Annotated in this window: 23 protein-coding genes and 1 riboswitch; of the genes, 22 read left to right on the top strand and 1 reads right to left on the bottom strand. The window is 35.9% G+C overall.

The window, feature by feature from the left end:
- Positions 1 to 242 precede the first annotated feature (242 nt).
- Entirely contained in the window at positions 243 to 1463 is a 1221-nt protein-coding gene (locus tag COD11_RS25700; RefSeq protein WP_098799728.1) for an acyl-CoA dehydrogenase family protein, read from the top strand.
- Positions 1464 to 1555: 92 nt separating this feature from the next.
- Here the strand turns inward: COD11_RS25700 and COD11_RS25695 are convergent, their stop codons facing one another.
- A complete protein-coding gene (locus COD11_RS25695) occupies positions 1556 to 2950 on the bottom strand; it encodes an amidase (RefSeq protein WP_098799727.1) in 1395 nt (464 codons plus the stop codon).
- A gap of 364 nt (positions 2951 to 3314) precedes the next feature.
- Between COD11_RS25695 and COD11_RS25690 the strand changes: the two genes are divergently transcribed.
- The 21 genes from COD11_RS25690 (at position 3315) to COD11_RS25595 (ending at position 24852) form a co-directional block, all read left to right on the top strand.
- Complete coding sequence (locus COD11_RS25690; RefSeq protein ID WP_098799726.1) at positions 3315 to 5144, top strand: assimilatory sulfite reductase (NADPH) flavoprotein subunit; 1830 nt, start codon at positions 3315 to 3317, stop codon at positions 5142 to 5144.
- 27 nt (positions 5145 to 5171) lie between these two features.
- Entirely contained in the window at positions 5172 to 6890 is a 1719-nt protein-coding gene (cysI, locus tag COD11_RS25685) for an assimilatory sulfite reductase (NADPH) hemoprotein subunit (RefSeq protein WP_098799725.1), read from the top strand.
- 171 nt (positions 6891 to 7061) lie between these two features.
- Positions 7062 to 8039 carry a ring-cleaving dioxygenase gene (locus tag COD11_RS25680; protein ID WP_098799724.1) on the top strand — a complete coding sequence of 326 codons (978 nt, stop codon included), beginning with the start codon at positions 7062 to 7064 and terminating at the stop codon, positions 8037 to 8039.
- Between the two features lie 151 nt (positions 8040 to 8190).
- Positions 8191 to 8275: riboswitch (cyclic di-GMP riboswitch) on the top strand.
- 56 nt (positions 8276 to 8331) lie between these two features.
- Complete coding sequence (locus tag COD11_RS25675; protein ID WP_176551253.1) at positions 8332 to 9390, top strand: GGDEF domain-containing protein; 1059 nt, start codon at positions 8332 to 8334, stop codon at positions 9388 to 9390.
- 63 nt (positions 9391 to 9453) lie between these two features.
- Positions 9454 to 10284 carry an undecaprenyl-diphosphate phosphatase gene (locus COD11_RS25670; RefSeq protein WP_098799722.1) on the top strand — a complete coding sequence of 277 codons (831 nt, stop codon included), beginning with the start codon at positions 9454 to 9456 and terminating at the stop codon, positions 10282 to 10284.
- Between the two features lie 141 nt (positions 10285 to 10425).
- On the top strand, positions 10426 to 11820 hold the full coding sequence (locus COD11_RS25665) for an aldehyde dehydrogenase (protein WP_255301710.1): 1395 nt from the start codon (positions 10426 to 10428) through the stop codon (positions 11818 to 11820).
- 589 nt (positions 11821 to 12409) lie between these two features.
- Positions 12410 to 12571 (top strand): hypothetical protein, encoded by a 162-nt coding sequence (locus COD11_RS27195; RefSeq protein WP_176551252.1) that lies wholly within the window; start codon positions 12410 to 12412, stop codon positions 12569 to 12571.
- Positions 12561 to 13319: a hypothetical protein gene (locus COD11_RS25660; protein ID WP_098799721.1), complete on the top strand. Its 759-nt coding sequence runs from the start codon at positions 12561 to 12563 to the stop codon at positions 13317 to 13319. The genes COD11_RS27195 and COD11_RS25660 overlap by 11 nt, the downstream gene beginning before the upstream one ends.
- A 12-nt stretch (positions 13320 to 13331) precedes the next feature.
- A complete protein-coding gene (locus tag COD11_RS25655) occupies positions 13332 to 13754 on the top strand; it encodes a hypothetical protein (protein ID WP_098799720.1) in 423 nt (140 codons plus the stop codon).
- 36 nt (positions 13755 to 13790) lie between these two features.
- Entirely contained in the window at positions 13791 to 13970 is a 180-nt protein-coding gene (locus COD11_RS25650) for a Fur-regulated basic protein FbpA (RefSeq protein WP_098799719.1), read from the top strand.
- A 71-nt stretch (positions 13971 to 14041) separates the two neighbouring features.
- Positions 14042 to 15658, top strand: a complete 1617-nt coding sequence (locus COD11_RS25645) for a helix-turn-helix domain-containing protein (protein ID WP_098799718.1) — start codon at positions 14042 to 14044, stop codon at positions 15656 to 15658.
- A gap of 104 nt (positions 15659 to 15762) precedes the next feature.
- A complete protein-coding gene (locus tag COD11_RS25640) occupies positions 15763 to 16746 on the top strand; it encodes an ABC transporter substrate-binding protein (protein WP_176551251.1) in 984 nt (327 codons plus the stop codon).
- A gap of 18 nt (positions 16747 to 16764) precedes the next feature.
- Positions 16765 to 17769: a FecCD family ABC transporter permease gene (locus COD11_RS25635; RefSeq protein ID WP_098799717.1), complete on the top strand. Its 1005-nt coding sequence runs from the start codon at positions 16765 to 16767 to the stop codon at positions 17767 to 17769.
- Complete coding sequence (locus tag COD11_RS25630) at positions 17762 to 18784, top strand: FecCD family ABC transporter permease (RefSeq protein WP_098799716.1); 1023 nt, start codon at positions 17762 to 17764, stop codon at positions 18782 to 18784. The genes COD11_RS25635 and COD11_RS25630 overlap by 8 nt, the downstream gene beginning before the upstream one ends.
- A 19-nt stretch (positions 18785 to 18803) precedes the next feature.
- Entirely contained in the window at positions 18804 to 19637 is an 834-nt protein-coding gene (locus tag COD11_RS25625; protein ID WP_098799715.1) for an alpha/beta hydrolase, read from the top strand.
- 158 nt (positions 19638 to 19795) lie between these two features.
- Positions 19796 to 20338: a glycerol-3-phosphate responsive antiterminator gene (locus COD11_RS25620; protein WP_098799714.1), complete on the top strand. Its 543-nt coding sequence runs from the start codon at positions 19796 to 19798 to the stop codon at positions 20336 to 20338.
- Between the two features lie 300 nt (positions 20339 to 20638).
- Positions 20639 to 21571 (top strand): alpha/beta hydrolase, encoded by a 933-nt coding sequence (locus COD11_RS25615; protein WP_098799713.1) that lies wholly within the window; start codon positions 20639 to 20641, stop codon positions 21569 to 21571.
- Between the two features lie 139 nt (positions 21572 to 21710).
- The gene (locus COD11_RS25610; RefSeq protein ID WP_098799712.1) at positions 21711 to 22910 is read left to right on the top strand and encodes a GAF domain-containing SpoIIE family protein phosphatase; all 1200 of its coding nucleotides are present in this window, start codon (positions 21711 to 21713) and stop codon (positions 22908 to 22910) included.
- 202 nt (positions 22911 to 23112) lie between these two features.
- Complete coding sequence (locus COD11_RS25605; RefSeq protein ID WP_098799711.1) at positions 23113 to 23517, top strand: ATP-binding protein; 405 nt, start codon at positions 23113 to 23115, stop codon at positions 23515 to 23517.
- 495 nt (positions 23518 to 24012) lie between these two features.
- The gene (locus COD11_RS25600) at positions 24013 to 24465 is read left to right on the top strand and encodes a chemotaxis protein CheX (protein WP_255301709.1); all 453 of its coding nucleotides are present in this window, start codon (positions 24013 to 24015) and stop codon (positions 24463 to 24465) included.
- A 27-nt stretch (positions 24466 to 24492) separates the two neighbouring features.
- Positions 24493 to 24852 (top strand): response regulator, encoded by a 360-nt coding sequence (locus tag COD11_RS25595; RefSeq protein WP_098799710.1) that lies wholly within the window; start codon positions 24493 to 24495, stop codon positions 24850 to 24852.
- The last annotated feature ends 33 nt before the right edge of the window (positions 24853 to 24885 follow it).

Below are 24885 nucleotides of genomic sequence, written 5' to 3'. Positions count from 1 at the left end.
TTAACTAGGACTCCATACATTACTAGAGTGATTTTATTTTTGCATGATCACGAAGAATTTAATAGATTCATGTTAATAATAGTGACAATAAAAAAACTTTTTTTGGAAATTGTTATCTTTTCTACCGCTGAAATCAATATTTTCCTAAAGTCTGGGAAAACTAGATTGGGACATTACTATTTTTATGTGAAGATTAGGAAGTGAAATATCAAGTGTATTATTAAATAAAGGAGTGATGACATTTGATAGGAATAAACAGTTTGCTAGAAGAAGGACTTATGCAAATACCTAAATGGTGGAGTTGTCCATCAGGATATGAAGATCTTCAGGAGAAAGCACATATAGTAGGGAAAAGTGAATTGCTTGATCGAGCTATTATTAGTGACCAACAAAGTTTGTATCCTCGGGAAAGTTTGCAGAAGATTGCAAAGGCTGGGTTTGGAGCAGTAACAGTACCAGCTAGTGAAGGGGGGCTTGAAGCAGGTTTTACAGGATTTGCTGTTTTAGCTGAAACATTTGCCCAATACTGCACCTCCTCCGCAATGTGTTGGGTTATGCATACTGCTGCAACACAAACTCTCTATGAAGCAGGTACCCCTGAACAACGCAAACGTTTTATTCCAGGTGTCATTAATGGTGATATTGGTGGACTTGCATTTAGTGAACCAGCAACAGGAAGTCACTTTTGGAGTGTTGTTAGTTCAGCTCCAAGACAAGGAGATGGCTATTTATTAAATGCACACAAGTCATTTGTTACAAGTGCAGGGGAAGCTGATTGGTACATCGTTTGTACGAATTCCCCAGAAAGTACGTTAGATGATCAGCTCATGTTTTTATTAGTAACAAACGATCAAGAAGGTATTGAATGTTTTCCATTTAATGCAATGGGATTGCGTGGAAACTCCAGCGGACCAATGAAATTTAAAGATGTGTTTGTACCAAAGAACAATCGAATCGGCACAGAAGGTGGTATGAATTATTATAACGAAAATACAGTTGATCCATTATTTTTAGTAGGGACAGCTGCTGTTTGGACAGGTGTTGCACAAGGTGCTCTAAATGCTGCAATTGAAGGAGCTAAAAAGAAGGTTCATGCAGATACAGGAAAATCAGTTGCAAGCTATCAGGTTATTCGACATGAGCTGGCAAAAGCGCAAATATTAATTGATAGTTCTCGAAGTATGGTTTATCGGACAGCTCAAGGTTTAGACGAGATGATAAAGAAGGGGGAACCAATTTCAGAGCAACTCTTTCCAATCTGGCAAATTAAAACACATGCAGCCGATATGGTCATTCAAGTGACAAATCAAGCGTTACAGGTTTCAGGTGGAAGGGGTTATCTTACTGGCCAAGTCGAGAAGTATTTACGGGATGGACGTGCAGGGGCGGTAATGGGTCCTACTAATGAAATATTACGTGAGTGGATTGGCAGAAGTTTAATTCAAGTTCCTTGGTTTGAGTAGAGAAATAGTAGGTTGAAAAGCATTTTTGAAAACACAGACGTTGAGCTAAAAAAGCTAACGTCCGTGTTTTTCTTGGTGTGGTTGTACTAAACTTATATAGTAGTAGGCTTTTTATCTTTCCAAGGCCTTGCTTGCTCAAGCTGTCCTGCAAGCTGAAAGAGAGTAGCTTCATCTCCAAGCGGTGCCATAAAATGGACCCCAATTGGTAAGTTTTCTTTATTCCAAAACAATGGAACAGACATTGCCGGGCAGCCTGTTGTATTCGCAAGTGGAGTGTAGGGTACCCATTCGTTTAGTCTGTTAACGTACTCATTTAAATTTCCTTTATAAGTTAATTCACCTATTCTTAGAGGTGGCTCACTTAGAGTTGGAGTTAACAGGAGATCAAAGTTGTTGAAAAAATGTGCAACTTCTTTTGATACTTGCTGCATATAGCTTAGAGCAGATAGGTAATCGGTTGCTTTATAAGAATCTCCATGATGAAATACTTCCCAAGTATATGGTTCTAGTTCTTCTTGTTTGGGTGCTCTACCGGTTAATTTTGTTAAAGAATGTATTCCTTGTGCAAATGATGATTGCCAAAGTACTTGGAATGCTCGATTGTATTGTTCAACGTTAATAGTAGGAGATGCCTCCTCAAGATTATGGCCAAGGGATTGACAGAGATTTGCTGCATCTAAAACAGCATCTTCACAATCAAGATGAATCTTTTTACCGTTGAAGCCAGTTTTTAGAACTGCTATTTTTAATTTTCTAGGTTTTTTCGTTGTTTGAGCAACAAATGATTTACTTGGTTGTGATAAATAGAATGGATCACCAGGATTATTTCCATATGTAGCATCAAGAAGTCCCGCACTATCTCTCACGGTTCGCGTCATCACATGATTAACTCCGAGTCCAACAGGGTCAGGGTTTTTGGGATTTCTACCTCTACTTACTTTTAGACCAAAAACCCCGCAACAAGATGCAGGAATTCTAATCGAACCTCCCCCGTCCGAAGCATGTGCCATCGAAACAATTCCAGCTGCAACGGCAGCCGCAGCTCCTCCGCTTGAGCCTCCAGCTGTGTAGGCTAGATTCCATGGATTTCTCGTCGGGCCATACTGTGTTGGCTCAGTAGTCGGTACTAGTCCAAACTCACAAGTATTTGTTTTCCCGATTGTGATGAGCCCCGTTTGGTGACGGATTCTTGATGAGTATTCACTATCAGCTGGGGCTATAAAGTCTTTAAGATATGTAGATCCTGCTGTGTAGGGGGTGTTTGCAAAGAATTCTAAATCCTTCATGAGGAAAGGAACACCTGAAAATGGGCCGGATTGGATTGATGGTGAAATCTCACCATACAACTTATGAGTAACTGTATTTAATTTTTGGTTTTTTTCTTCTATTAAGTCAATTGTATGGGAAAGTAACTCTGCAGTTGTAATTTGTTTGGTTCTAATAAGATGAGCCTGTTCAGTAGCATCGAGCCATTTTAATTGGTCCATAGTGTGTCCTCCTTGGTTTTACCCCTTGCTTTATATATTTAAAAGCGTTTTAGTAAAAATTATTACTTTTGAATCTATTATAAAACGATAGTGGAGTGCAATGGAACGAACTAAGTTCTCCTTTTAACTGTATTAAAATTAAAAAGGATAAAGGTACGAACAAGACTTAGTAAACAACATCAATCCTCACAAACTTGTCAAAAACTTTTTAATTCTTCACACAATTAAATTCCAACTTTATTGATAGGAATAATGAGTTGTGGTAAAATGAATTATATTTTTCACTTGTCAGTGAACGAGAAATAATGGAAACTAGTAATTATGAATAATTTGTACAAGTAAATTTTGTGAGGTGTGGATTTTGTTGCAACTTCAGGTAATGAACAGTCCGTTTAATCAGGAGCAAGTAGAGCTCCTTAATCGTCTACTGCCAACCTTGACGGAATCTCAAAAAGTCTGGTTGAGCGGGTATTTAGCTGCTTCTCAAGCTGGATCTGCTAATGTTACGGCTGCTCCCGAAGCGCCGGTAGTAGAAGCTGTTGCTCCAGTAAATGTTAAGCCAGTATCTAAAGATGTTACGATTCTATTTGGTTCTCAAACTGGTAATGCCCAGGGTCTTGCAAACAAAGCAGGAAAAGAACTTGAGAGTCGTGGTTATAAAGTAACGGTTTCTTCAATGAGTGATTTTAAACCAAACAGCTTAAAGAAAGTGGAGAATCTTCTTATCGTTGTGAGTACACATGGCGAAGGGGATCCACCGGATAATGCGATTTCTTTCCATGAATTTCTTCATGGTAAACGAGCTCCAAAGCTTGATGAACTTCGCTATTCAGTTCTTTCGCTTGGTGATAGCTCTTATGAGTTTTTCTGTCATACAGGAAAAGAATTTGATCAACGTTTAGAAGATCTTGGTGGAACTCGTCTTTATCCACGTATCGACTGTGATTTAGACTTTGATGAGCCTGCAGGTGAGTGGATTGCAGGAGTTTTAGCTGGACTTGATGAAGCACAGGCTGCTGGAGCAGAACCTGTTCAAGCTCAAGAAGCGGCTGCTCAAGCTCCACAAGCTGTAGAATCAGTTTACTCAAGAACCAACCCATTTAAAGCGGAGGTGCTTGAGAACCTAAACTTAAATGGTCGCGGCTCTAACAAAGAAACGCGTCATCTTGAGTTATCATTAGAAGGATCTGGACTTACATTTGAGCCAGGTGATGCTCTTGGTGTTTACCCGGAAAATGACCCTGAACTTGTTGACCTAATTCTTGAAGCAGTAAAATGGGATGCGAACGAAAAAGTAACAGTGAATAACGAAGAAGTAACATTAAAAGAGGCATTAAGTTCAAAAGTTGAAATTGCTACGTTAACTAAACCTGTTGTTGAAAAAGCAGCACAGCTTAATTCTAATAAAGATTTACAGTCACTTGTATCAAACAGGGATTCTATAAAAGCATATATTGACGGTCGTGACCTGCTAGATTTAATTCGTGACTTTGGTCCTTGGGAAGTTTCTGCACAGGAATTTGCTGGAATTCTACGCAAAATGCCAGTTCGTCTGTATTCAATTGCAAGTAGTTTAGCAGCAAATCCTGATGAAGTTCACTTAACAATTGGGGCTGTCCGTTATGAGACACATGGTCGCAAGCGCAAAGGTGTGGCGTCAACGCAAGTAGCAGAACGTCTGCAACCTGGTGATACGTTACCAGTGTATATCCAAAAAAATCAAAACTTTAGATTACCACAAAATTCTGATACACCAATTATTATGGTTGGACCTGGAACAGGTGTAGCACCGTTCCGTGCATTTATGCAAGAGCGTGAAGAAATCGGTGCAGAAGGTAAATCATGGATGTTCTTCGGGGATCAACATTTTGTTACAGACTTCCTTTATCAAACAGAATGGCAAAAGTGGATTAAAGACGGTGTGTTAACGAGAATGGATGTTGCTTTCTCACGTGACCAAGAAGAAAAAGTTTATGTTCAAAATCGTATGCTAGAGCACAGCAAAGAGTTGTTCCAATGGCTTGAAGAAGGAGCTGTTGTGTACGTTTGCGGTGATAAAAACCATATGGCGAAGGATGTAAATAGCACACTGATCGACATTATTGAAAAAGAAGGCGGGCTAAGCCGTGAAAAAGCAGAAGCCTACCTTGCAGATATGAAACAAAATAAACGCTATCAACGCGACGTATATTGATTTTTTGATTGAAAGGAGATAAACAACATGGCGAACAAAATATTAAAAGCACCAGAAGGCCCACCAAGTGATGTTGAGGGTATTAAAGAACGAAGTGACTTTTTGCGCGGAACACTTAAAGAATCTATGCTTGAGCCATTAAGTTCTGGTATTTCAGATGATGATAACCGTTTGATGAAGCATCACGGCAGCTATTTGCAAGATGACCGTGATCTTCGAAATGAGCGTCAAAAGCAAAAATTAGAGCCAGCTTATCAATTCATGCTACGTGTTCGTTTACCTGGTGGTGTAGCTACACCTAATCAATGGCTTGTCATGGACGACCTTGCCCAAAAATACGGAAACGGCACGTTAAAGCTAACAACTCGTATGACGTTCCAAATGCATGGAATTTTAAAATGGAATATGAAGAAAACGATTCAAGGTATTCATGCTTCATTGTTAGATACTATCGCTGCATGTGGGGACGTTAACCGTAACGTAATGTGTGTGGCAAATCCATATCAATCAAACGTTCATCAAGAAGTGTACGAATGGTCGAAAAAATTAAGTGATGATTTATTACCACGTACAAGAGCTTATCATGAGATTTGGTTAGATGAAGAGAGAGTAGCTGGTACACCAGATACTGATGAAGCTGAACCGATGTACGGCCCGCTTTATCTACCACGTAAATTTAAAATCGGTATCGCGGTTCCACCATCAAATGATGTTGATATCTTTTCTCAAGACTTAGGCTATATTGCCATTGTTGAAAACGACAAGCTTGTTGGTTTTAACGTAGCAATTGGCGGTGGTATGGGAATGAGTCATGGTGATAAAGAAACATATCCACAGCTTGCGAAGGTCATTGGTTTCATTAAACCTGAACAAGCCTATGATGTTGCCGAAAAAATTATTACAATTCAACGTGATTATGGAAACCGTTCTGTACGTAAAAATGCACGTTTCAAATATACAGTTGACCGCCTAGGGCTTGAAAATGTAAAAGAAGAATTAGAAAATCGTCTTGGCTGGAGTTTAGAGGAAGCGAAGCCATTCACTTTTGATCATAACGGAGATCGCTATGGTTGGGAAAAAGGTGTGAAAGGAAAATGGAACTTCACACTCTTTATCGAAGGTGGACGTGTAACTGACTATGACGATTACAAGCTTATGACGGGTATTAGAGAAATTGCGAAAATTCACACTGGTGACTTCCGTTTAACAGCAAACCAAAACCTGATCATTGGAAATGTATCAAGTCAGAAAAAGAAAAAAATCAATGAGCTTATTGAAAAATACGGCTTAACAGATGGTAAGCATTACTCTGCATTACGTCGTAGTGCATTAGCATGTGTTGCACTACCAACATGTGGTTTAGCAATGGCTGAAGCAGAGCGCTACTTACCAAAATTAATTGATAAAATTGATGAAATTGTTGATCAAAATGGTCTTAGTGATAAAGAAATTACAATTCGTATGACAGGCTGTCCTAACGGATGTGCCCGCCATGCCTTAGGTGAAATTGGATTCATCGGTAAAGCACCTGGTAAATACAATATGTATCTTGGCGCAGCACATGATGGAAGCCGTTTAAGCAAAATGTACCGTGAAAACATCGGTGAAAAAGAAATACTAAAAGAACTTAGTACGATTATCCCTCGCTATGCGAAGGAACGTGAAGATAATGAGCACTTTGGTGACTTTGTCATTCGCGCAGGTATCATCGGAGAAACAACAGACGGAACGAACTTCCACGATTAATTTCAGTTGGAGACAGGGGAAACCCTGTCTTTTTTTTCGTATTTGAAAGAAAGGACAATCTATGGTATATTATCTTTAATTCAAGATGTTTTATTTAAAAGTATTTTAAGAAGGATGTTAATAATAACTAGTAGTTAAAATATAAACATAACAAATTAATGGAGGATTACAATGAATCAATTAAAAGGTATTCATCATGTAACAGCTATAACAAGCAGTGCAGAAAAAAATTATGAATTTTTCACATATGTGTTAGGAATGCGTTTAGTTAAGAAAACGGTCAATCAAGATGATATTCAGACGTATCATTTATTTTTTGCTGATGATGTAGGAAATGCGGGGACTGACATGACGTTCTTTGACTTCCCAGGAATCCCAAAAGGAGTACACGGTACAAATGAAATTTCTAAAACATCCTTTCGAGTTCCAACAGATGCTGCATTAGATTATTGGGTAAAACGTTTTGATCGCCTGGAAGTTAAGCATACAGGAATTAAAGAACAGTTTGGTAAAAAAACATTATCATTCGTAGACTTTGATGATCAACAATATCAATTAATATCAGATGAACAAAATAAAGGAGTTGCCGCTGGTACACCATGGCAAAAGGGGCCGATTCCATTAGATTATGCGATTACAGGACTAGGACCCATTTTTATCGTAGTAAATAATGTTGAACAAATGAAAGATGTGCTAGAAAAGGCACTTGGGTTTAAGGAAGTGGCACAGGAAGGAGCATTTCACCTCTTTGAAGTTGGTGAAGGAGGGAATGGAGCACAGGTCATTTTGGAGCATAATGTCATGCTTCCTCAAGGCATCCAAGGCTATGGCACTGTACATCATGTTGCATTCCGTGTTGAAGATCGCGCAGTGTTAGAAGAGTGGATAAATCATATGCAAAGCATTGGATTCCCAATTTCAGGCTATGTGAATCGTCACTTCTTCGAGTCTTTATATGCAAGAGTTGCTCCACATATACTATTTGAATTTGCGACAGATGGACCAGGCTTTATGGGAGATGAACCTTATGAAACATTAGGAGAAAAGCTATCATTACCTCCATTTCTAGAGCCAAAACGGGAACAAATTGAAAAGCTTGTTCGTCCAATCGATACGGTTCGAAGTTCAAAGGAGTTAATAAAAGAATAGAAGGAAACAGAAATCTTCATAAGATTTCCTTTTTATAATAATTACAAAATAAGAGAGTTTATTACTTGTAGAATTATCCATTTTAGTATAGAATAGGTTTATAGGTAAAAAGTATCAGGGATTATATTCCTGTATTTCTCAACTCCAACTAAATAGTTAAGGGCAAATCTACTGAAAGGTAGAGACGCAAAGCTACAGGGGCTAAGTTCTGAGGAATATGCTTGCCAGTTACCGATTTAATATAAAAAAGAACTAATCGGTGGATTAGTTCTTTTTTTAGGAGATGACAATATTGTCTAGCGATCTATCAACATTTAAAAGACTAAAACGCAAGTTATATTTATATGTCATACCGATTATTTTATTTACTCTTTGTATGAGTTTATTTAGCTGGAATTCTTTTAATTTTTTTGAAAAATTCGCGATTGTCACTTATTTGCTTCTTTTTTCCAGTTCTTTCTTTTTAATCTATAAAAATCTATATTTTCGTCTTATTGAATTGACTATCTTTTGCTTAGTTTCCTTCTTTCATCTCTTTCTTTCCTATTGGACAATTAATATTGACATCATTCAGAATCATCACTATTCAATTATTGATTCTGCAATATGGACGCCACTTCTGTATATATACATTTTTATCACATTTGTTGGAAACCTGGGTATAATCCTTGCTTCTGTTTTATGGGCTATAACATCAGGCATACTTTTCTTACATAGTACAGAAATCCCAAGTTTAATGATTGGCTCACTTGTAAATTACCAGTTAGCTATGTTCGTATATATTATCTTTCTATTCTTTGGCCGCAATCTTTTTGAAGCTTCTGCTAGAACGGGTATGCTTGAAAAAATGGCTTTTAAAGATATGTTGACTGGGATTGATAACCGTCGTGCAGTGCATCATATGTTTGAAAAGCTTGATGAGGAAGGTAAGGCTTATTCTATTCTTTTTTTTGATATTGATTTTTTTAAAAAAGTTAATGACCAATATGGACATAGTGTAGGTGATTCCGTTTTAGTAGAAATAACTCGAGTTATAAGTAGCGGTTTAAACAAAAGCGATTTTTTTGCACGGTGGGGTGGAGAAGAATTCATTGTAATCACAAAAAAAGGGACGATTGAAAAAGCATTAAAGTTAGCCGAAAATTTAAAACTCTTAGTCAGCCAACATCAATTTAAGGTCGTAGGAAAACTTACTGCAAGCTTTGGCATAGCCAAATTTCAACCAGGTCAAACAGCTGAACTAGTATTAGAACAGGCAGACGAAGCATTATATTCAGCAAAGGCTAATGGGCGAAATAAAATCATGGTGTTTGGTGAGCAAGGTGAGAATAAAAAAGAGATTCCCTCCTGACACTTTTAACGTTATACTTACTTTTGTGGTTTAACGATTAAAAGAATGATAGGAGCTTACAAGATGGATATTCTTACACTCTTAAAGGCTGTTATACTTGGCTTAGTAGAGGGGTTAACTGAGTTTGCACCCGTTTCTTCAACAGGTCATATGATTATTGTCGATGATATGTGGTTACAATCTGAAGAATTTTTAACTAAATATGTGGCAAATACGTTTAAAATAGTTATTCAATTAGGCTCCATTTTAGCCGTTGTGGTCGTGTTTAAGGACCGCTTTATCCAAATGCTAGGTTTGGGCAGATTCAGTAAAAAAACAACTGAAGAGACAAGTCGTTTAAAACTTACCCAAGTAATTGTCGGCTTAATCCCGGCTGGAGTGTTAGGCGTTCTTTTCGAAGATTATATTGATGAGCATTTATTTTCTATTACAACTGTGTTAATCGGATTAGTAGTTGGGGCGATCTTAATGATCGCAGCAGATCTTTTTGGTCCAAAGGAACCGAAGATTGAGACAGTTGATCAAATTACTTATAAACAAGCATTTTCGGTCGGGTTAATTCAATGTCTTTCATTATGGCCTGGCTTTTCCCGATCTGGTTCCACAATTTCAGGAGGAGTTCTGCTCGGAATGAGCCACCGTGCTGCAGCTGATTTTACTTTTATTATGGCTGTGCCAATTATGGCGGGAGCAAGTGCGATCTCTCTTTTGAAAAATTGGCAATATTTCTCTATTGAAGCAATGCCGTTTTTTATCGCCGGATTTATTAGTGCCTTTGTATTTGCACTTCTTTCCATTCGATTTTTCTTAAAGCTCATTAATAAAATCAAGTTGATGCCATTTGCGATTTATCGAATTTTACTAGTAATTGTTATATGGATTGTGTACTTTTAAAATAAGTGTAGTAGCCTGTTCTGAGAAAATATATGGAACAGGCTTTTTATATTTATATATAAAACATACCCTCTTTTTGACACCATGAACGAAAGATGACTATATTAACAATAACTGATGAACATATTAGGAGGTTTTTCAATGATACAGATAATGGAGCAATCACTTAATACAGTTGAAAAAAGCGTTAGACGTCAAAAAGAGTTTTTCCGCAATGGACAAACAAAATCAAAAGATTTTCGAGTGAATATGTTAAAAAAGCTTGCTGATCAAATTAGAAAAAACGAAGAGAAGATATGCCACGCTCTAAAACAGGACTTAAATAAATCAGAAACAGAGGCTTATGTTACAGAGATTGGATTTCTTTTAGAGGAAATAAGTTTTACATTAAAACATATTGATAAATGGATGAAACCGGAAAAAGTAAAAACCGCTAAAACGCATATTGGCTCAAAGGGTTTTAAAGTAGCGGAACCATACGGTGTGACTCTTATTATTGCTCCTTGGAATTATCCTTTTCAGCTGCAACTGGCTCCATTAATTGGAGCAATTGCAGCAGGGAATACAGCTATTTTGAAACCTTCAGAATTAACCCCGCACACATCAAGATTACTTGCTGAGATCATAGGGGACGCATTTCCCTCTGAATATATTGAAGTACTTGAAGGTGGGGTTGAAACGACGACATATTTATTAGAGCAAGATTTTGATTATATCTTTTTTACAGGAAGTGTACCTGTTGGAAAAATTGTGATGGAGGCAGCAGCTAAGCGATTAATTCCAATTACACTTGAATTAGGCGGGAAAAGTCCTTGTATCGTAGACGAAACAGCAAACATTGAACTGGCTGCAAAACGTATTGCCTTTGGTAAATTCATTAATGCAGGCCAAACTTGCATAGCTCCCGATTATTTATTTGTTCACAAGAAAGTGAAGCATTTATTCTTAACTGAACTCAAGAAGGTTATTGTTGATTTTTATGGTGAAAAACCGCTTGAAAATGATGAGTTTACAAGAATTGTGAATGAACGACATTTTCAACGTTTAAAGAATTATTTATCAGATGGGACAGTATTGTTTGGAGGCGAAACTGATGAGGCAAGCTTGAAAATAGAGCCAAGCTTGTTAGAACCCGAGAGTATGACGTCAGCTGTTATGACAGATGAAATCTTCGGGCCAATCTTTCCTGTTCTTGAATTTGAAAATATTCAAACAATTATTGATTTTGTAACAGATCGACCAAAGCCGTTAGCTTTGTATCTCTTTACTACAACTGAAGAAAACGAAAAGCGAGTAACAGAATCTATCTCATTCGGTGGTGGATGTATAAACGACACACTTATGCATATTGCGACACCGTATCTTCCTTTCGGAGGAGTAGGAGAAAGCGGTATAGGTACCTACCATGGTGAATCAAGCTTTGCAGCATTCTCTCATTATAAAAGTGTTCTTAAACAAACAAATCGATTTGATTTTCATTTTCGATATCCTAATGCCAAAAATGGCTTGAAGCTGATAAAGAGGTTAATGAAATAGTAAGACTGTTCTTCTGAAGGGGTGAGTCTCTTAGATAGAAGTTACTTAAGAGCTATAGTCTGAAGCTGAAGTACAGAATCGAGTCAAGAATCAGATTGAGTATCCAATTCTTGTCTTGATAAGAGGAGAATCGGGACAACAACAAGCCACGAGTCCCACAACTTATCTATAGAAGCTGAGGTCTTATAAGCCAACTTGCACCTAGTATTATCATAGATAAATGAATAAAATTCATAAAAACTGTTGACAATGATATTGATAATCATTATCATATGGTTATAGAGATAATCAATTACAACCTTACTTTACATAGTCGTCACTAAAGTTGTCTTTCAAAGAAGGGTTGCCTTGATTCATCTTGAAACTCGATTTCCCCAACCCCCTATATAGTGAAAAAAGCTTGGCTGGTCACCAAGCTTTTTTGTATGCCTTATAAAATCCCGAAACACTACTTGCTATTTTTTTCCTTATCCATGCATAATGTTATTTCAAAAACAAAGTCATAAGATCACTTGACAATGAGAATTGTTTTCATTTAAAATAACCCCTAAGGATAATGATAATCATTTTCAATTGAAAGAAGAATCAAATGGAGCAAACGACATCCATCATTATTTTCATTTATTGTATACATAATGGTTTTTCTAAAGAATTTAGAGATGGTCATGACGAACAGGTTTTCTTAATCATAATTAACAATGAGAATGAATTTCATTTAAAGAAAAAGGAAGGAATTCTAAATGGTACATAAGTATAACCAGACCTCGATAAGTCCGTTGACTGATGAGCACTTAGAGTCATTTATTAAATGTCCATATAAAATTTATTACCAGCATACTCTTGAGGGAAAAGACGGTGATATAAGGTGGAAACAGGTTGTTCAATTACTTATTAATCAAGTAGTTCAGGCCTATTATCAGCTACCGGTAAAAGAACAAACAAAACTAAGGGCCTTTAAGTTAATTGACCATTATTGGAGCAAGGTTAGTCTTCGCTATTTTCAGTCTAAAGAGAAGTATTATATGATTTTGGCCAAAACAACCGATTATCTCCTGCAGTTTCTTTCAACCAAAAATAATGAAATGCCACCTTTGATGTTATATGAAAAGCTTTATACATATATGAAAGGTTTGGAAATACAGTTTTCCATCACACTTGAATTGGTTGAATGGTCAACAAAGTCATTTACAATTAAGAAATTCCTTGTTGAAGCAGACCAGGAATTAATAGAACTTTACACTCATTTGTTAGCTGTTTTCTCTTATGAAGCTTTTGGTATTTTACCAGAGAGAATTGAGATTTTCTCTTTAATGGAGGGAGAAGTATTTGTCACAACTACTTCCGTTGAGGATATTTCAAAAGGTGTTTTGTATTTAGAATATATGAAGGACTTGTTTCAAAACGGATCAATGAGTGATTGTGTTAATTGTCCCTTCACTGACAGATGTCAAGAGGATCATTCTATAATACCTAACAGAAATAAAAATAAGTGGCATTAAGGAGGAAAGCACATGCATCAGCATCACTATTTTATTGTAACCAATACGTTTCAGCATGTTGTTGATTGTTTTTGTCCGGATGGAGATCACTCAGATGTTCTTGAAATAAAAAAAGAAGCTTTTATTGAAGTGACAAATGATAAAAAATTTCTTTTTGATACTGGGTGGTACATTTTAGTTATTTTGAACAGACACTGGCATTTTTATATGGCTCTTGAAGATTTAGAAAAATATTTTACTCAAGGGTATCTAGCTTCATTAGTGGATATTGAATTGAAAATTAATCATTTAAAATTTCAAATTGATCAGTCTCTCGGGAAAGGTGATGAATCTTCTTTTTTACAATCCTCAAAATGCTTAAAAGAGTCATCGGAACTTAAATTAAGATTAGAGCACTTTCTTCATCAAATGGAGATTGAAAGTCAATTTTTGTAGATTTCCTATCATTCTTTAATAAAGGTGTGAGCGAATATGGGTGAAATCTTTAAAAAAGCAATTCGCTTGAAAAAGGAACAGGTCATTCAGCAATTGTTAAGGCTTGATTACTATAAATCTTCAGATAATCGCCAATTATATGAACTAACTCTTAGTGAGTTAGAGAATGAGTATAAAGCAGTAACAGGACATCATGTTCATAACGGATTAAGGTGAGATTAACGATCGTGGGATGAGGTTTACCACGGTCGTTTTCTGCTATTTAAAAGCTGGAAAGGAGAAAAGCTATGTTGAAAAATTATGAGCATTGGAATCGGTTTTATTATCGTTTAAGAAAGATAGAAAAAGTTATGTCATCCTTTGAAACCCCTTCTAAATTAACAAATTCTTTTGAACTACTTATTATTTTGCAAGGAAAGGGACATATGCTGTTAGAAGAAGAAAGTTTTCTATTACACCGTTATGATGCTTTCTTTATTCATCCTTCACAAGTTTATCAAATCCAAACACCGAGCGAGTCACTTGATTATTTTGTTTGTACATTTGATATTTTTTCAGACATTGAAAGAGAAAGTCATGAATTACATAAATTAGTGGATACTCAAGTTTTCCCTCTTAAAGGTAAGCAATGCTTAATAAACTTTTTTCAAATTGAAGAAATAATCGATAATATTTACTCTATTAAGGGCAAAGCGGCTGATCAACTGTATTTTAGAAGGCTGCTGTTTGAGCAATTGCTATGGTTAATGATTCAACAAAAAAAGGGTTCGGTTGAAAAAGATACAATTATGGCAATTGAAGAAACTAAAGAATATATTGAACATAATTTTCAACAAAACCTATCCAATGAACGGCTAGCGGCAATGGCTGATTTAAGTCCAAAATACTACTCCACTTTATTTAAAAAAGAATATGGCTTTAGTGTGAGTGAATATATAACAAGATTACGAGTAAATGAAGCGAAAAGATTGTTAGCAAAGGGAGAGGAAAAGGTTCGTCATATTGCTGCGCAAGTGGGATATAGTGATGAATTCTATTTAAGTAGAAAATTTAAACAGGTGGTGGGATTGGCCCCTTCAACATATCGAAACAAAAGAAAACGAAGAGTCGCTGCATATGATTTTTCTACAGTTGGTCATTTGCTGGCCTTGCATATTGTCCCATATGCTGCACCGATACACCCAAAGTGGACCTCCTACTATTACCAAACATTACGAAATGACATTTCTGTCCATTTAAGTGCTTTTCAGATTAATAAAGATTGGGAGAATAATATTCAAACTCTTATTCAAGATCCACCAGATTTGATTATTAGTAAAGATAGAATTTCAGAGAAAGAAAAACAGCTTTTATCAAAAATAGCACCTGTTATATATTATTCAGCATCGGCTGATTGGAAGGAGCAGTTGTTATATATTGCTGAACGAATTGGCGAAGTAGAGGAGGCAAACGAATGGCTTCATGATTATGAAGGACAAGTTAGAGTAGCTCGAAAACAATGGAAAAAGCATGCCGGACATCAAAAGTTCTTACCTCTTCGTTTTTTTCAAGGTCAGCTTTTCTTTGATCACTCACGCACCATAACCGAGGTATTTTATGGTGATTTGCAGGTTAATTCTGCTTCATATGAAAAAAATTACATCTATAACTCAATTGTTTCTCTACCTGAACTAGAGAAAATCAAACCGGACTGTATATTATTAAATGTTTGTCAGGAATCTAATACACTCGATTGCTGGAATGAGTTTCGGGAGGATTACCAATGGAACAATCTAGAAGCCGTTCGATTACAAAAAGTTTATCAAATTGCTTCTGACCCTTGGAGGGAATATTCTGCTAGTTCACATGAACGTGTCTTAAAGGAAACACTTACTCTTACTCTTATGGAAAAAGTCCAACAATAAAACAAGATTATGTCCATGTTACATAGTAACATCTTCCTCTATAATTCTAAATGATAATGATTATCAAAATCTATTAAATAATGAATAAAAGGAGCGATTTAGATATGAGGAAAAGGTCATTGTTAATGTTGTTTTTTGCCTTGTTACTAGTACTAGTAACAGCATGTGGCGGAAATGAAGAGGTTTCTCAAGATGGAGCTGCAGAACAGGAGGAAACAGCTTCAGAGGAGTCAGAGGCATCTGAAAGTAAAGAGCAAACAATTACGTATCTTAATGAAGAATACACAGTAGCTAGCAACCCAACAAAAATTGTAACAGCGAGTCAGGAAGCGATGGAAGATGCAGCAATATTAGGGGTAAAACCAGTAGGAGCAATTGCAACAGGAGGTAAATTCCCTGATTATCTAGGAGATTCAATGTCTGAGGCAACAGAAATTGGTGATAAGCAACAACCAAATACCGAGACATTGTTGCAATTAGATCCAGATGTAATTTTAGGAACTTCTAAATTTCAACCTGAGGTTGTTGAAAATTTAAATAGTGTTGCACCAATGATTCCAATTTCTCATATTTCAACGAATTGGAAAGAAAATTTAACGTTTTTGGCTGAATTAACTGGTAAGCAAGATGAAGCAGCTAAAATTATTGAAGATTATGAAGCAAATGTTTCAGAGGTAAAAGAAACGATAGCTGGAAAATTTGACGATAAGAAAGTCTTAATGATTAGAATTAGAGGCGGCAATATTTTTATCTACTCACCGGACCTTTATTTTAACCCTGTTTTATACCAAGATTTAAGCTTACCTGTGGCTGAAGAAGTCAAAGCTGCTAAAAGTCAGGAAATGATTACATTAGAGAAGCTGGCTGAAATGAATCCAGATTATCTATTCGTACAATTTGAACAACAAGAAAATGCAGATGCTCCACAAGCATTAAATGATTTACAAGGAAATCCAATTTGGGAAAGTATAAATGCGGCGAAAGAAGATAAAATCTTCGTCAATGCTGTCCCACCATTAGCAGCTGGGGGAACAGCGTGGAGTAAAACGGAATTTATAAAAGTGGTAAAAGAAAACCTAGTTCAATAATAAAAGGTGTTGTGTTTGATGCACAGAAAAAGATCAATTTTATATGTTTCCCTGCTATCTCCGATCGTTATTGTTTTTGTGCTATTCCTATCGATTCGTAGTGGATCTACTAGTATAAGTAGTGCTGATATTTTTGAAGCTATTTTTGCATTTGATGCAAACAATGTTACTCATAATATCGTGATAACATCAAGGGTACCTCGAGCAATTGGTGCGATGTTAATCGGTGCACTATTGGCAATGTCAGGTGCCCTGATGCAGGGGATGACAAGAAATTACTTGGCATCTCCCTCCATTATGGGGGTTTCTGATGGTGCGGGCTTTGTTATAACGCTGGCGGTCATTTTTTTGCCGGGTATGTCCTCACTGCAAATGATGATGTTTTCATTAATAGGATCGGCGGTAGGTGTCGGAATTGTGTTTGGACTTGCCTCCCTTATTCGAAACGGATTTTCCCCGGTTAAATTAGCGATAATAGGGACAATTATTGGAACATTTTTAAGCAGCTTATCAGCTGCTTTTGCTACTTATTTTCAGGTTTCGCAGACAATGAGCTTTTGGTATAATGCAAGACTTCATCAGATAAATCCTGGTTTATTACTTTTTTCCATACCATTTGCCACTATAGGAATAATCCTTGCCCTTTTTCTATCCAACTCTATTTCTATTTTATCGTTAGGAGAGGAGACATCTGCTAGTTTAGGTCAGCGAAAAGGAATCGTAAAGGGCTTAACAATTCTTTCAGTTGTGATTATGACAGGTATTTCTGTTGCTCTTGTTGGAAAAATAGGGTTTGTTGGATTAATTATCCCGCATATAACCAGATTTTTAATAGGAAGACAATATAAGATCGTCATTCCTATTGCAGGAATTTTTGGAGGAGTGTTTCTAACACTTTGTGATAGTCTTAGTCTTTATATGAATTATCCATTTGAAACACCCGTTGGGGTGGTTACAGCGATAATCGGTGTTCCTTTCTTTTTATATTTAATAAAAACAAAAGGAGGAGCACAACATGATTAATCAACAACAAAAACGATTTTGGATGGTTATGTTAATTGGTCTGCTTGTAGTTCTAATTTTTATGTATATAAGTTTAACCTTTGGAATCTATGAAATGACCTTTAATGAGTTAGTGAGAACTATTTTTCTCCTGCATGTTTCAGAGAAGCTGGACTTGGTTGTATTTCAATTGAGGTTACCTAGAATCATCCTTGCTGCCTTCATCGGAGTGGGATTAGGAGTCGCTGGTGCTGTTCTTCAAGGAATCTCTAAAAACGGATTAGCAGATCCGGGAATATTAGGGATTAATAGTGGAGCAGGGGCTTCTATTGTTCTGTTTATGTTTTTCATTCAAGGTCAGATAAAGAGTACAGACTGGACTAGCATCATGACAATGCCTCTCTTTGGGTTAATTGGTGGTTTTTCAGCTGCACTCATTGTTTTCTTTATTTCACGTCAAGGTAGACGTATAGATTCACAGAAACTTCTTTTAACAGGTATTGCAGTCGGTTCTGGATTAGGAGCTTTTACGTTGTATCTTTCTTTAAAAATGAAGTCACAAGACTTTGAGATGGCAACGGTTTGGTTATCAGGAAGCATTTACAGTGCAAATTGGTATTTTATTTTATCTATTATTCCGTGGTTTCTTATATGTCTCCCTATTATTTTAAGCAAATCCTATATCCTTGATTTGTTTCAACTAGGTGAAGAATCCATGATTAGTATTGGGATTTCAGTAGAAAGGCAGACAATTATTTTATTAATGAGCAGTATTGGTCTTGTTAGTGCTTGTGTTTCGGTAGCCGGAAGCATTTCATTTGTAGGGTTAATGTCACCACATATTGCTAGATTACTTGTTGGAAATCAACATAAAAAAGTTATACCGCTTAGTGCTGTAATCGGGATGGTTTTAGTTGTTGGAGCTGATTTTATTGGTAAAACGATCGTCGCACCTTCTGAAATTCCTGTTGGGATTGTTATAGCCATTATCGGTGTCCCATATTTTGTTCATTTACTATTTAAAAACAAGCAATAAGAAGGGGGAAAAGTTCTAGATGACTGAAGAAAACTATTTAATGAGTGAATCTGAATTCAAATTACCGGGAGCAAAACAATACCAATTTGTATCTAAGAAAAAAAGAGTTTATCAGATTTTCGTTTCTATACCTAATGAAGAACCACCTACTGAGGGATTTCCTGTTATGTATCTATTAGATGGAAATTCAATTTTCTCTACAGTTGTTGAAGCTGTTCGGATTCAATCAAGGAAACCAGAGAGAACGGGTGTTGTACCGGCAATTGTTGTTGGAGTAGGATATCCGGTGGATGTGCCTTTTTCACATGAGCGCTTTTACGATTACACGATGGGGGAACCAGAAGTGCAAATTCCTTCTACAAACACTTCATCATGGCCTGAGCATGGTGGAGCGGAGGATTTTTCAACATTTCTTGAAAAAGAGTTAAAACCTGCACTTGAGAAAAATTTAGCGATTAATAAACATAATCAAACATTATTTGGCCATTCACTTGGGGGATTGTTTGTATTATATGCCTTGTTTACACGTTCAACTTCTTTTCAAACATACATAGCAGGAAGTCCATCAATTCATTGGAATCAAAAAATCATCCTTGAGGCCGAGAAAAAGTTTAAAGACAATGCTGAAGCAAAAAACATTGATGCTAATCTTCTCATTGGCATCGGTGAGTTAGAAAGATGGCATCATACAAACGTAGGAGAACTTGCGAAGGAAATGGCTGAGAGGCTAACAATACATACAAACATCACTGTCAAATTTATTCAGTTTGAGGATGAAGGACATGTGTCAGTATTGCCTGCATTAATTAGTAAGTCGCTAAGGTTTGCTTCACAAAAATCACCTGTTAGATAGATATGTCTTTAACCAGTTCATATATATTGAATTGGTTTTTTTTCTTTAATTAAGAATCAAAACTTCCAAAATCAATTCATACCAAAAACCTTTTATTTACAAATACGTTTTTTAAAACTAAGCTTAATATAGAATTCTTATTAAGGAAAGGATCAGCCATGCAAAAAATATTACCTGCTTTCTCTTCAATAAAACAGTTTGAGAAATTTTTACAAAGTGATTATGAGATCGGAATATTCCTTGAAACCCATATTTCTCAATTAGGCAATTTTCATAAATTAGCAGAGCAGCATCATAAAAAGTTGATTTACCATGTTGATTTAATACATGGGCTGAAAAATGATGACTATGCTGCTGAATATATATGTCAGGAGTTTGATCCCTATGGCCTTATTTCTACAAAATCAAATGTGATTTTAAAAGCAAAGCAAAAAGGTGTTGTGGCCATTCAACGAATGTTTTTAATTGATTCACATGCATTGGAAAGAAGTTATCGTTTACTTGAAAAAACGAAACCTGATTACATTGAAGTGCTCCCAGGGGCAATGCCATGGATGATCGAAGAGGTGAAGGAACGAACAAAAACAAAGATTCTTGCCGGAGGTCTGATTCGGACACCGGAAGAAGTGGAAAAGGCGCTGGAGGCTGGAGCTGATGCGATTACAACCTCGAAAAGAGAGCTTTGGAAATTCAACAGTTAGATTCTGTTGCAATTGGAACAGGGCTCTAAACAAGGACCCGTAAAATAATAAAAAGCTTCATTTAAGAACATATCAATCTATTTTTCTTCTTCAACAAGCCACCAGGGAGAATGGTTTTTGTTATTCCGCGTAATGGGATGACATATGTAGGATAAACAGATCTACAAAAGATGTTCAATAAATAAATATCAGGTACAACTAAATAAGAAATTAAAAGATGCTGTTACACCGATTGATAAAAAGTAGGCTATGATGGGAGTTAGAACCGCGCTCTAACTCCTTAATTAGGGAGTGAATGAGATGAGAGATGAATATTGGTTAACAATGAAAGACGGACATGAGGTTTTTGTTGCAAAATGGTGGGATGAAACAAAAGAACCAAGAGCTATTATCCAATTATCACACGGAATGGCTGAACATATTAAACGTTATGAGCAGTTTGCTCAATTTTTAGTTTCTAAAGGGATTTTCTTGGTTGGAAATGACCATCGCGGACATGGACGAACAGGAGAAAAAAGTGGAAATAGTGGTTACTTTGCAGAATTGAATGGATTTGAGAAAGTGGTAGAGGATTTGAAGGAAGTTAATAATGATATACAAGAACAGTACCCCTTAGTCCCTAAATTTTTAATGGGGCATAGTATGGGATCTTTTTTAGTTAGACGTTTTATACAACGCTTTCAATCTGATATTCGTGGTGTGATTTTGTCAGGTACAGGTGGCAACTCTTCAATATCATTAACAATTGCAAAAATCATTGCAAAGTCACAAATAAAAAAGTTTGGAAGCCAAGCTGAGAGTAAATTGTTAAATCAATTAACAACAGGCAGTTATAATAAGAAATTTGTAAATGCTGCAACGGAATTTGAATGGTTGTCCCGTGATCAACAGCGAATAAAAAATTATATTGAGGATACTTATTGTGGAAAATCGGCAACAACAAGCTTTTATTACGATTTATACGATGGACTTCACCGTATTCAGCAAGATAAAGAAGTAATAAAGGTTCAAAAAAATTTGCCATTTTATCTTTTTAGCGGTGATATGGATCCGGTTGGAAACTATTCAAAAGGAGTTACAGGACTGATAAGACAGTTGCAAAAGCATGGAATTACTGAAATTGATTTTAAAATTTACAAAGATGGTCGACATGAAATGTTAAACGAAGTAAATCGTGATGAAGTGTTTAAAGATCTTTTACAGTGGTTGGAAAAACAATTGAGTAAAAAGTGAATCTATTAATGCTATTTAGTGAAAACTTATTTTTCACATGAACTTAAAAAATGTAGAATTATATCGATAAATAAAGAAAGAATCTTTATCTTAGTGATTTAAAACTGCACGTAAAATCCACCGGAAATAAGGGAGATTTATGAGTAAATTAAAGAAGTTTGAACAAGCTGCATTAAACGTCATGCAATTAATGAGTGAAACGATAACAGCTCGTTCTTTTTTTGTCGCAACCACTAGGAATAATCGATTTAGAATACTAGAAAAATTCAACCTTGAAGGCGGCTGCCCAATTCCGAGTCAAGTGGACAAACCAGTGGAAAAGTCATACTGCCATATTGTGGCTAACAATAAACAGCCTTTATTAATAAAAGATGCAGCTAATATAGAGCCGTTTAAAAGCATGGCTGTAACAGATGAATTTTCAATTGGTTCGTATGCAGGGGTACCTATTTATATGCAAGACGGATCAGTTTTTGGAACATTATGTGCTCTAGATCCCATTCCGAATAGTTTAAGTAAAAAAGACGTTTCGGTTTTAGAGATGTTTGCAAGCTTTATAAGCAACACTGTTAGTCTAGAAGAGGCATATTCAAAGCTAAAACAATATGAAGAACAAATGACATTGGAACTTCAGTTAGCTAAGAACATTCAAACATCTTTTATAAGTGAAGAAATAAATGATGAGCATATAAAAATTGATTTCCTTTACACTCCTTCCTCCCATTTATCAGGTGATTTATGTCGATGGTGTAAAGATAAGGATGGGGTATATACTTCAATAGTGCTGGATGTCATGGGACATGGTGTTTCATCAGCAATGATCGGAATGGCTATTACACCTATTTTAAGAACCATTGCGAATGACGTGAACTCTCCTTATGAAGTAATGAGTGAGTTGAATCGACTAATAAGAGAGTGGTTTCAGAATAAATCCAAGGTTACAACCTTTATAACAGGAATATATCTATTAATTGATACGAACAAAAATGTCATTAAGTATTATAATGCCGGACATCCTGCAGGTATATTAGTCAACCATAATGGAACTTCTGAGATGTTGGGAGAAGGTGGAGTACCATTAGGTATATTAGATGAGTTACCATATGTAGAAGCTAGTGTAACCTATCAAAATCCATGTGAAATTCTCCTTTATTCAGATGGAGTTCTTGATCATTTAATCGAGAAAAATGATTCACAGCAACTTATTTCTTCATTAATGGATCGATACAAAGAGTGTGTAAACAATCAAATCCCGATCATTCCGTTGTTGAAAGAACAAGTAAGTCGATTAGAATCATTAAAAGATGATATTTGTGCGGTATCCATTTCGGTTAAATAAATTTGGAGGTATTTATGTTTGATTTAATACCTAACAAGAGCATACAGTTTTTAAGCTTAGAAAAATAAAGCACGATACTTAAATAATGAGTATCGTGCTTTCCTACATATTGGTATGCCTGCATACTTAAAGAGGATTTGGAAAAACTATTTAAGATAAATAGATTTTACCAGAGAAATAGTCAATATTAGGGGATTAGTTTATGAAAAAATCATTTGTTTTTACTGATCATGACCAATTTCAGAATAGCTTACCTGATATCGAGATATTTATTGAAAAATGTGCTAGGGCAAAAAAAACAATGATTATTTTTTCAATTATAGAAGCAGTTAACAACGCACTAGAGCATGGAACGAAAGAAAACCAAGCTCTTCCTATTACTTTAAATTTAGAAGTTAAAGAATGTTTTTCTGTAGAATGCATGCATAAAGGGGAAGGATTTGATTATAAACAAAAGTTGGAACATATCGGTAATCCTGATGAGTATTTTGAAAATAATATTAGAAGTATTAGAGGCAGAGGGATTGCTATAATGAAGAAATGTTCAGATACTTTGACATATTCCGATAATGGGCGAAAAGTTTTTCTAGCCTACGACCTGGATTAGGAATATATAATGAAGGACCAACTAGATTATAGATCCTAAAGGGGGGACAAATTGAGGGACCATCTTTTTAGTATGTTTTTTGAAAAAAATAAAGAAATTGGAATGTATAGCTTTACATTTATCTAGCTTTTGATGGATACTAAAAAAGAAAGATAGATTATATAAAATGCAGGTCATCCTGATTTTTAATGAAGGTTATTATGGACACATTTTATGTTGAACATTCAGAGGTTAATTTACAGAATAATTAAACTATATTAATTAATACACTTTTTAACTTAATAATAATTTAAAATTGCGTCCAAATTTTCGGACGCAATTTTTTCGTTGCTAATCCGCAAATTTCTACAATAACTCATACTTATTATTGAGCCATTACTAGGAATGATGTACTATATAATAAGAAAAAAGTCTTAGGTATAATTTAAGTATAAGTATTAATAGAGTAAAAGATTAATAGTGAGACCAACGACTAAATAACAGGAGGTGTTTTTATTGAGTACGACTGTATCATCAACATTAGAAGATTTTCAGGAGGGAATACTCGACTCGATTAAACAGATTGTTCCTATTCCATATGAAGATGTCTCAGTACCAATTGTACAAAAAGAATTATCCTTAGAATATGGAGTACTTGTTGGGGTAACAGGATCTGTTAAGGGAAAAATCCTTTATAAAGCAGATGCTGATGTTTTTGGCTCAATTGGGGAATTAATGTTTGGAATGGCACTTGAAGGAGAAATGTTAAAATCCTTTTCCGGTGAGCTAGGGAATATGCTGTCTGGAGGACTGTGTACGAATATTTTTTCAAAGGGTGTGACCATTGACATTACGGCTCCAACCATTATGGAAGGAAATTCAACACTTTCTGGATTTAGAGAAGCGATAGAAGTAGAAGTAACGTTTCAAAATGGCAAGAAATTAGCAGTTGGCTTAATGATAGACTAAGGCTGCTTGAAGGAAGGGGCAATACAAATGGCAAGAATACTAGTAACAGATGATGCAGCATTCATGAGAATGCAGCTAAAAGATATGATCACAAAAGCAGGACATGAAGTAGTTGGTGAAGCTGAAAACGGTGAAGTGGCTGTACAAAAATATAAAGACCTAAAGCCGGACCTAGTGACTATGGACATTACAATGCCTGTTATGGATGGAGTCCAAGCTGTTCGTGAAATTAAAGCTTTTGACCCAAACGCAACAGTTATTATGTGCTCTGCAATGGGGCAGCAGCAAATGGTTGTTGAGGCCATTCAAGCAGGAGCAAAAGATTTCCTAGTGAAGCCATTTTCTCCGGACCGAATTACAGAAGCACTTCAGAAATTTTGTTCTTAATATAGCGACGTCGAAAAAGAGGGTGACTCAAAA

The sequence above is a fragment of the Bacillus sp. AFS040349 genome (assembly GCF_002577655.1).
Classification (GTDB): domain Bacteria; phylum Bacillota; class Bacilli; order Bacillales; family Bacillaceae; genus Metabacillus.
Note: the sequence above shows the minus strand (reverse complement) of the source record. Positions and strands in the feature narration are given on the sequence as shown.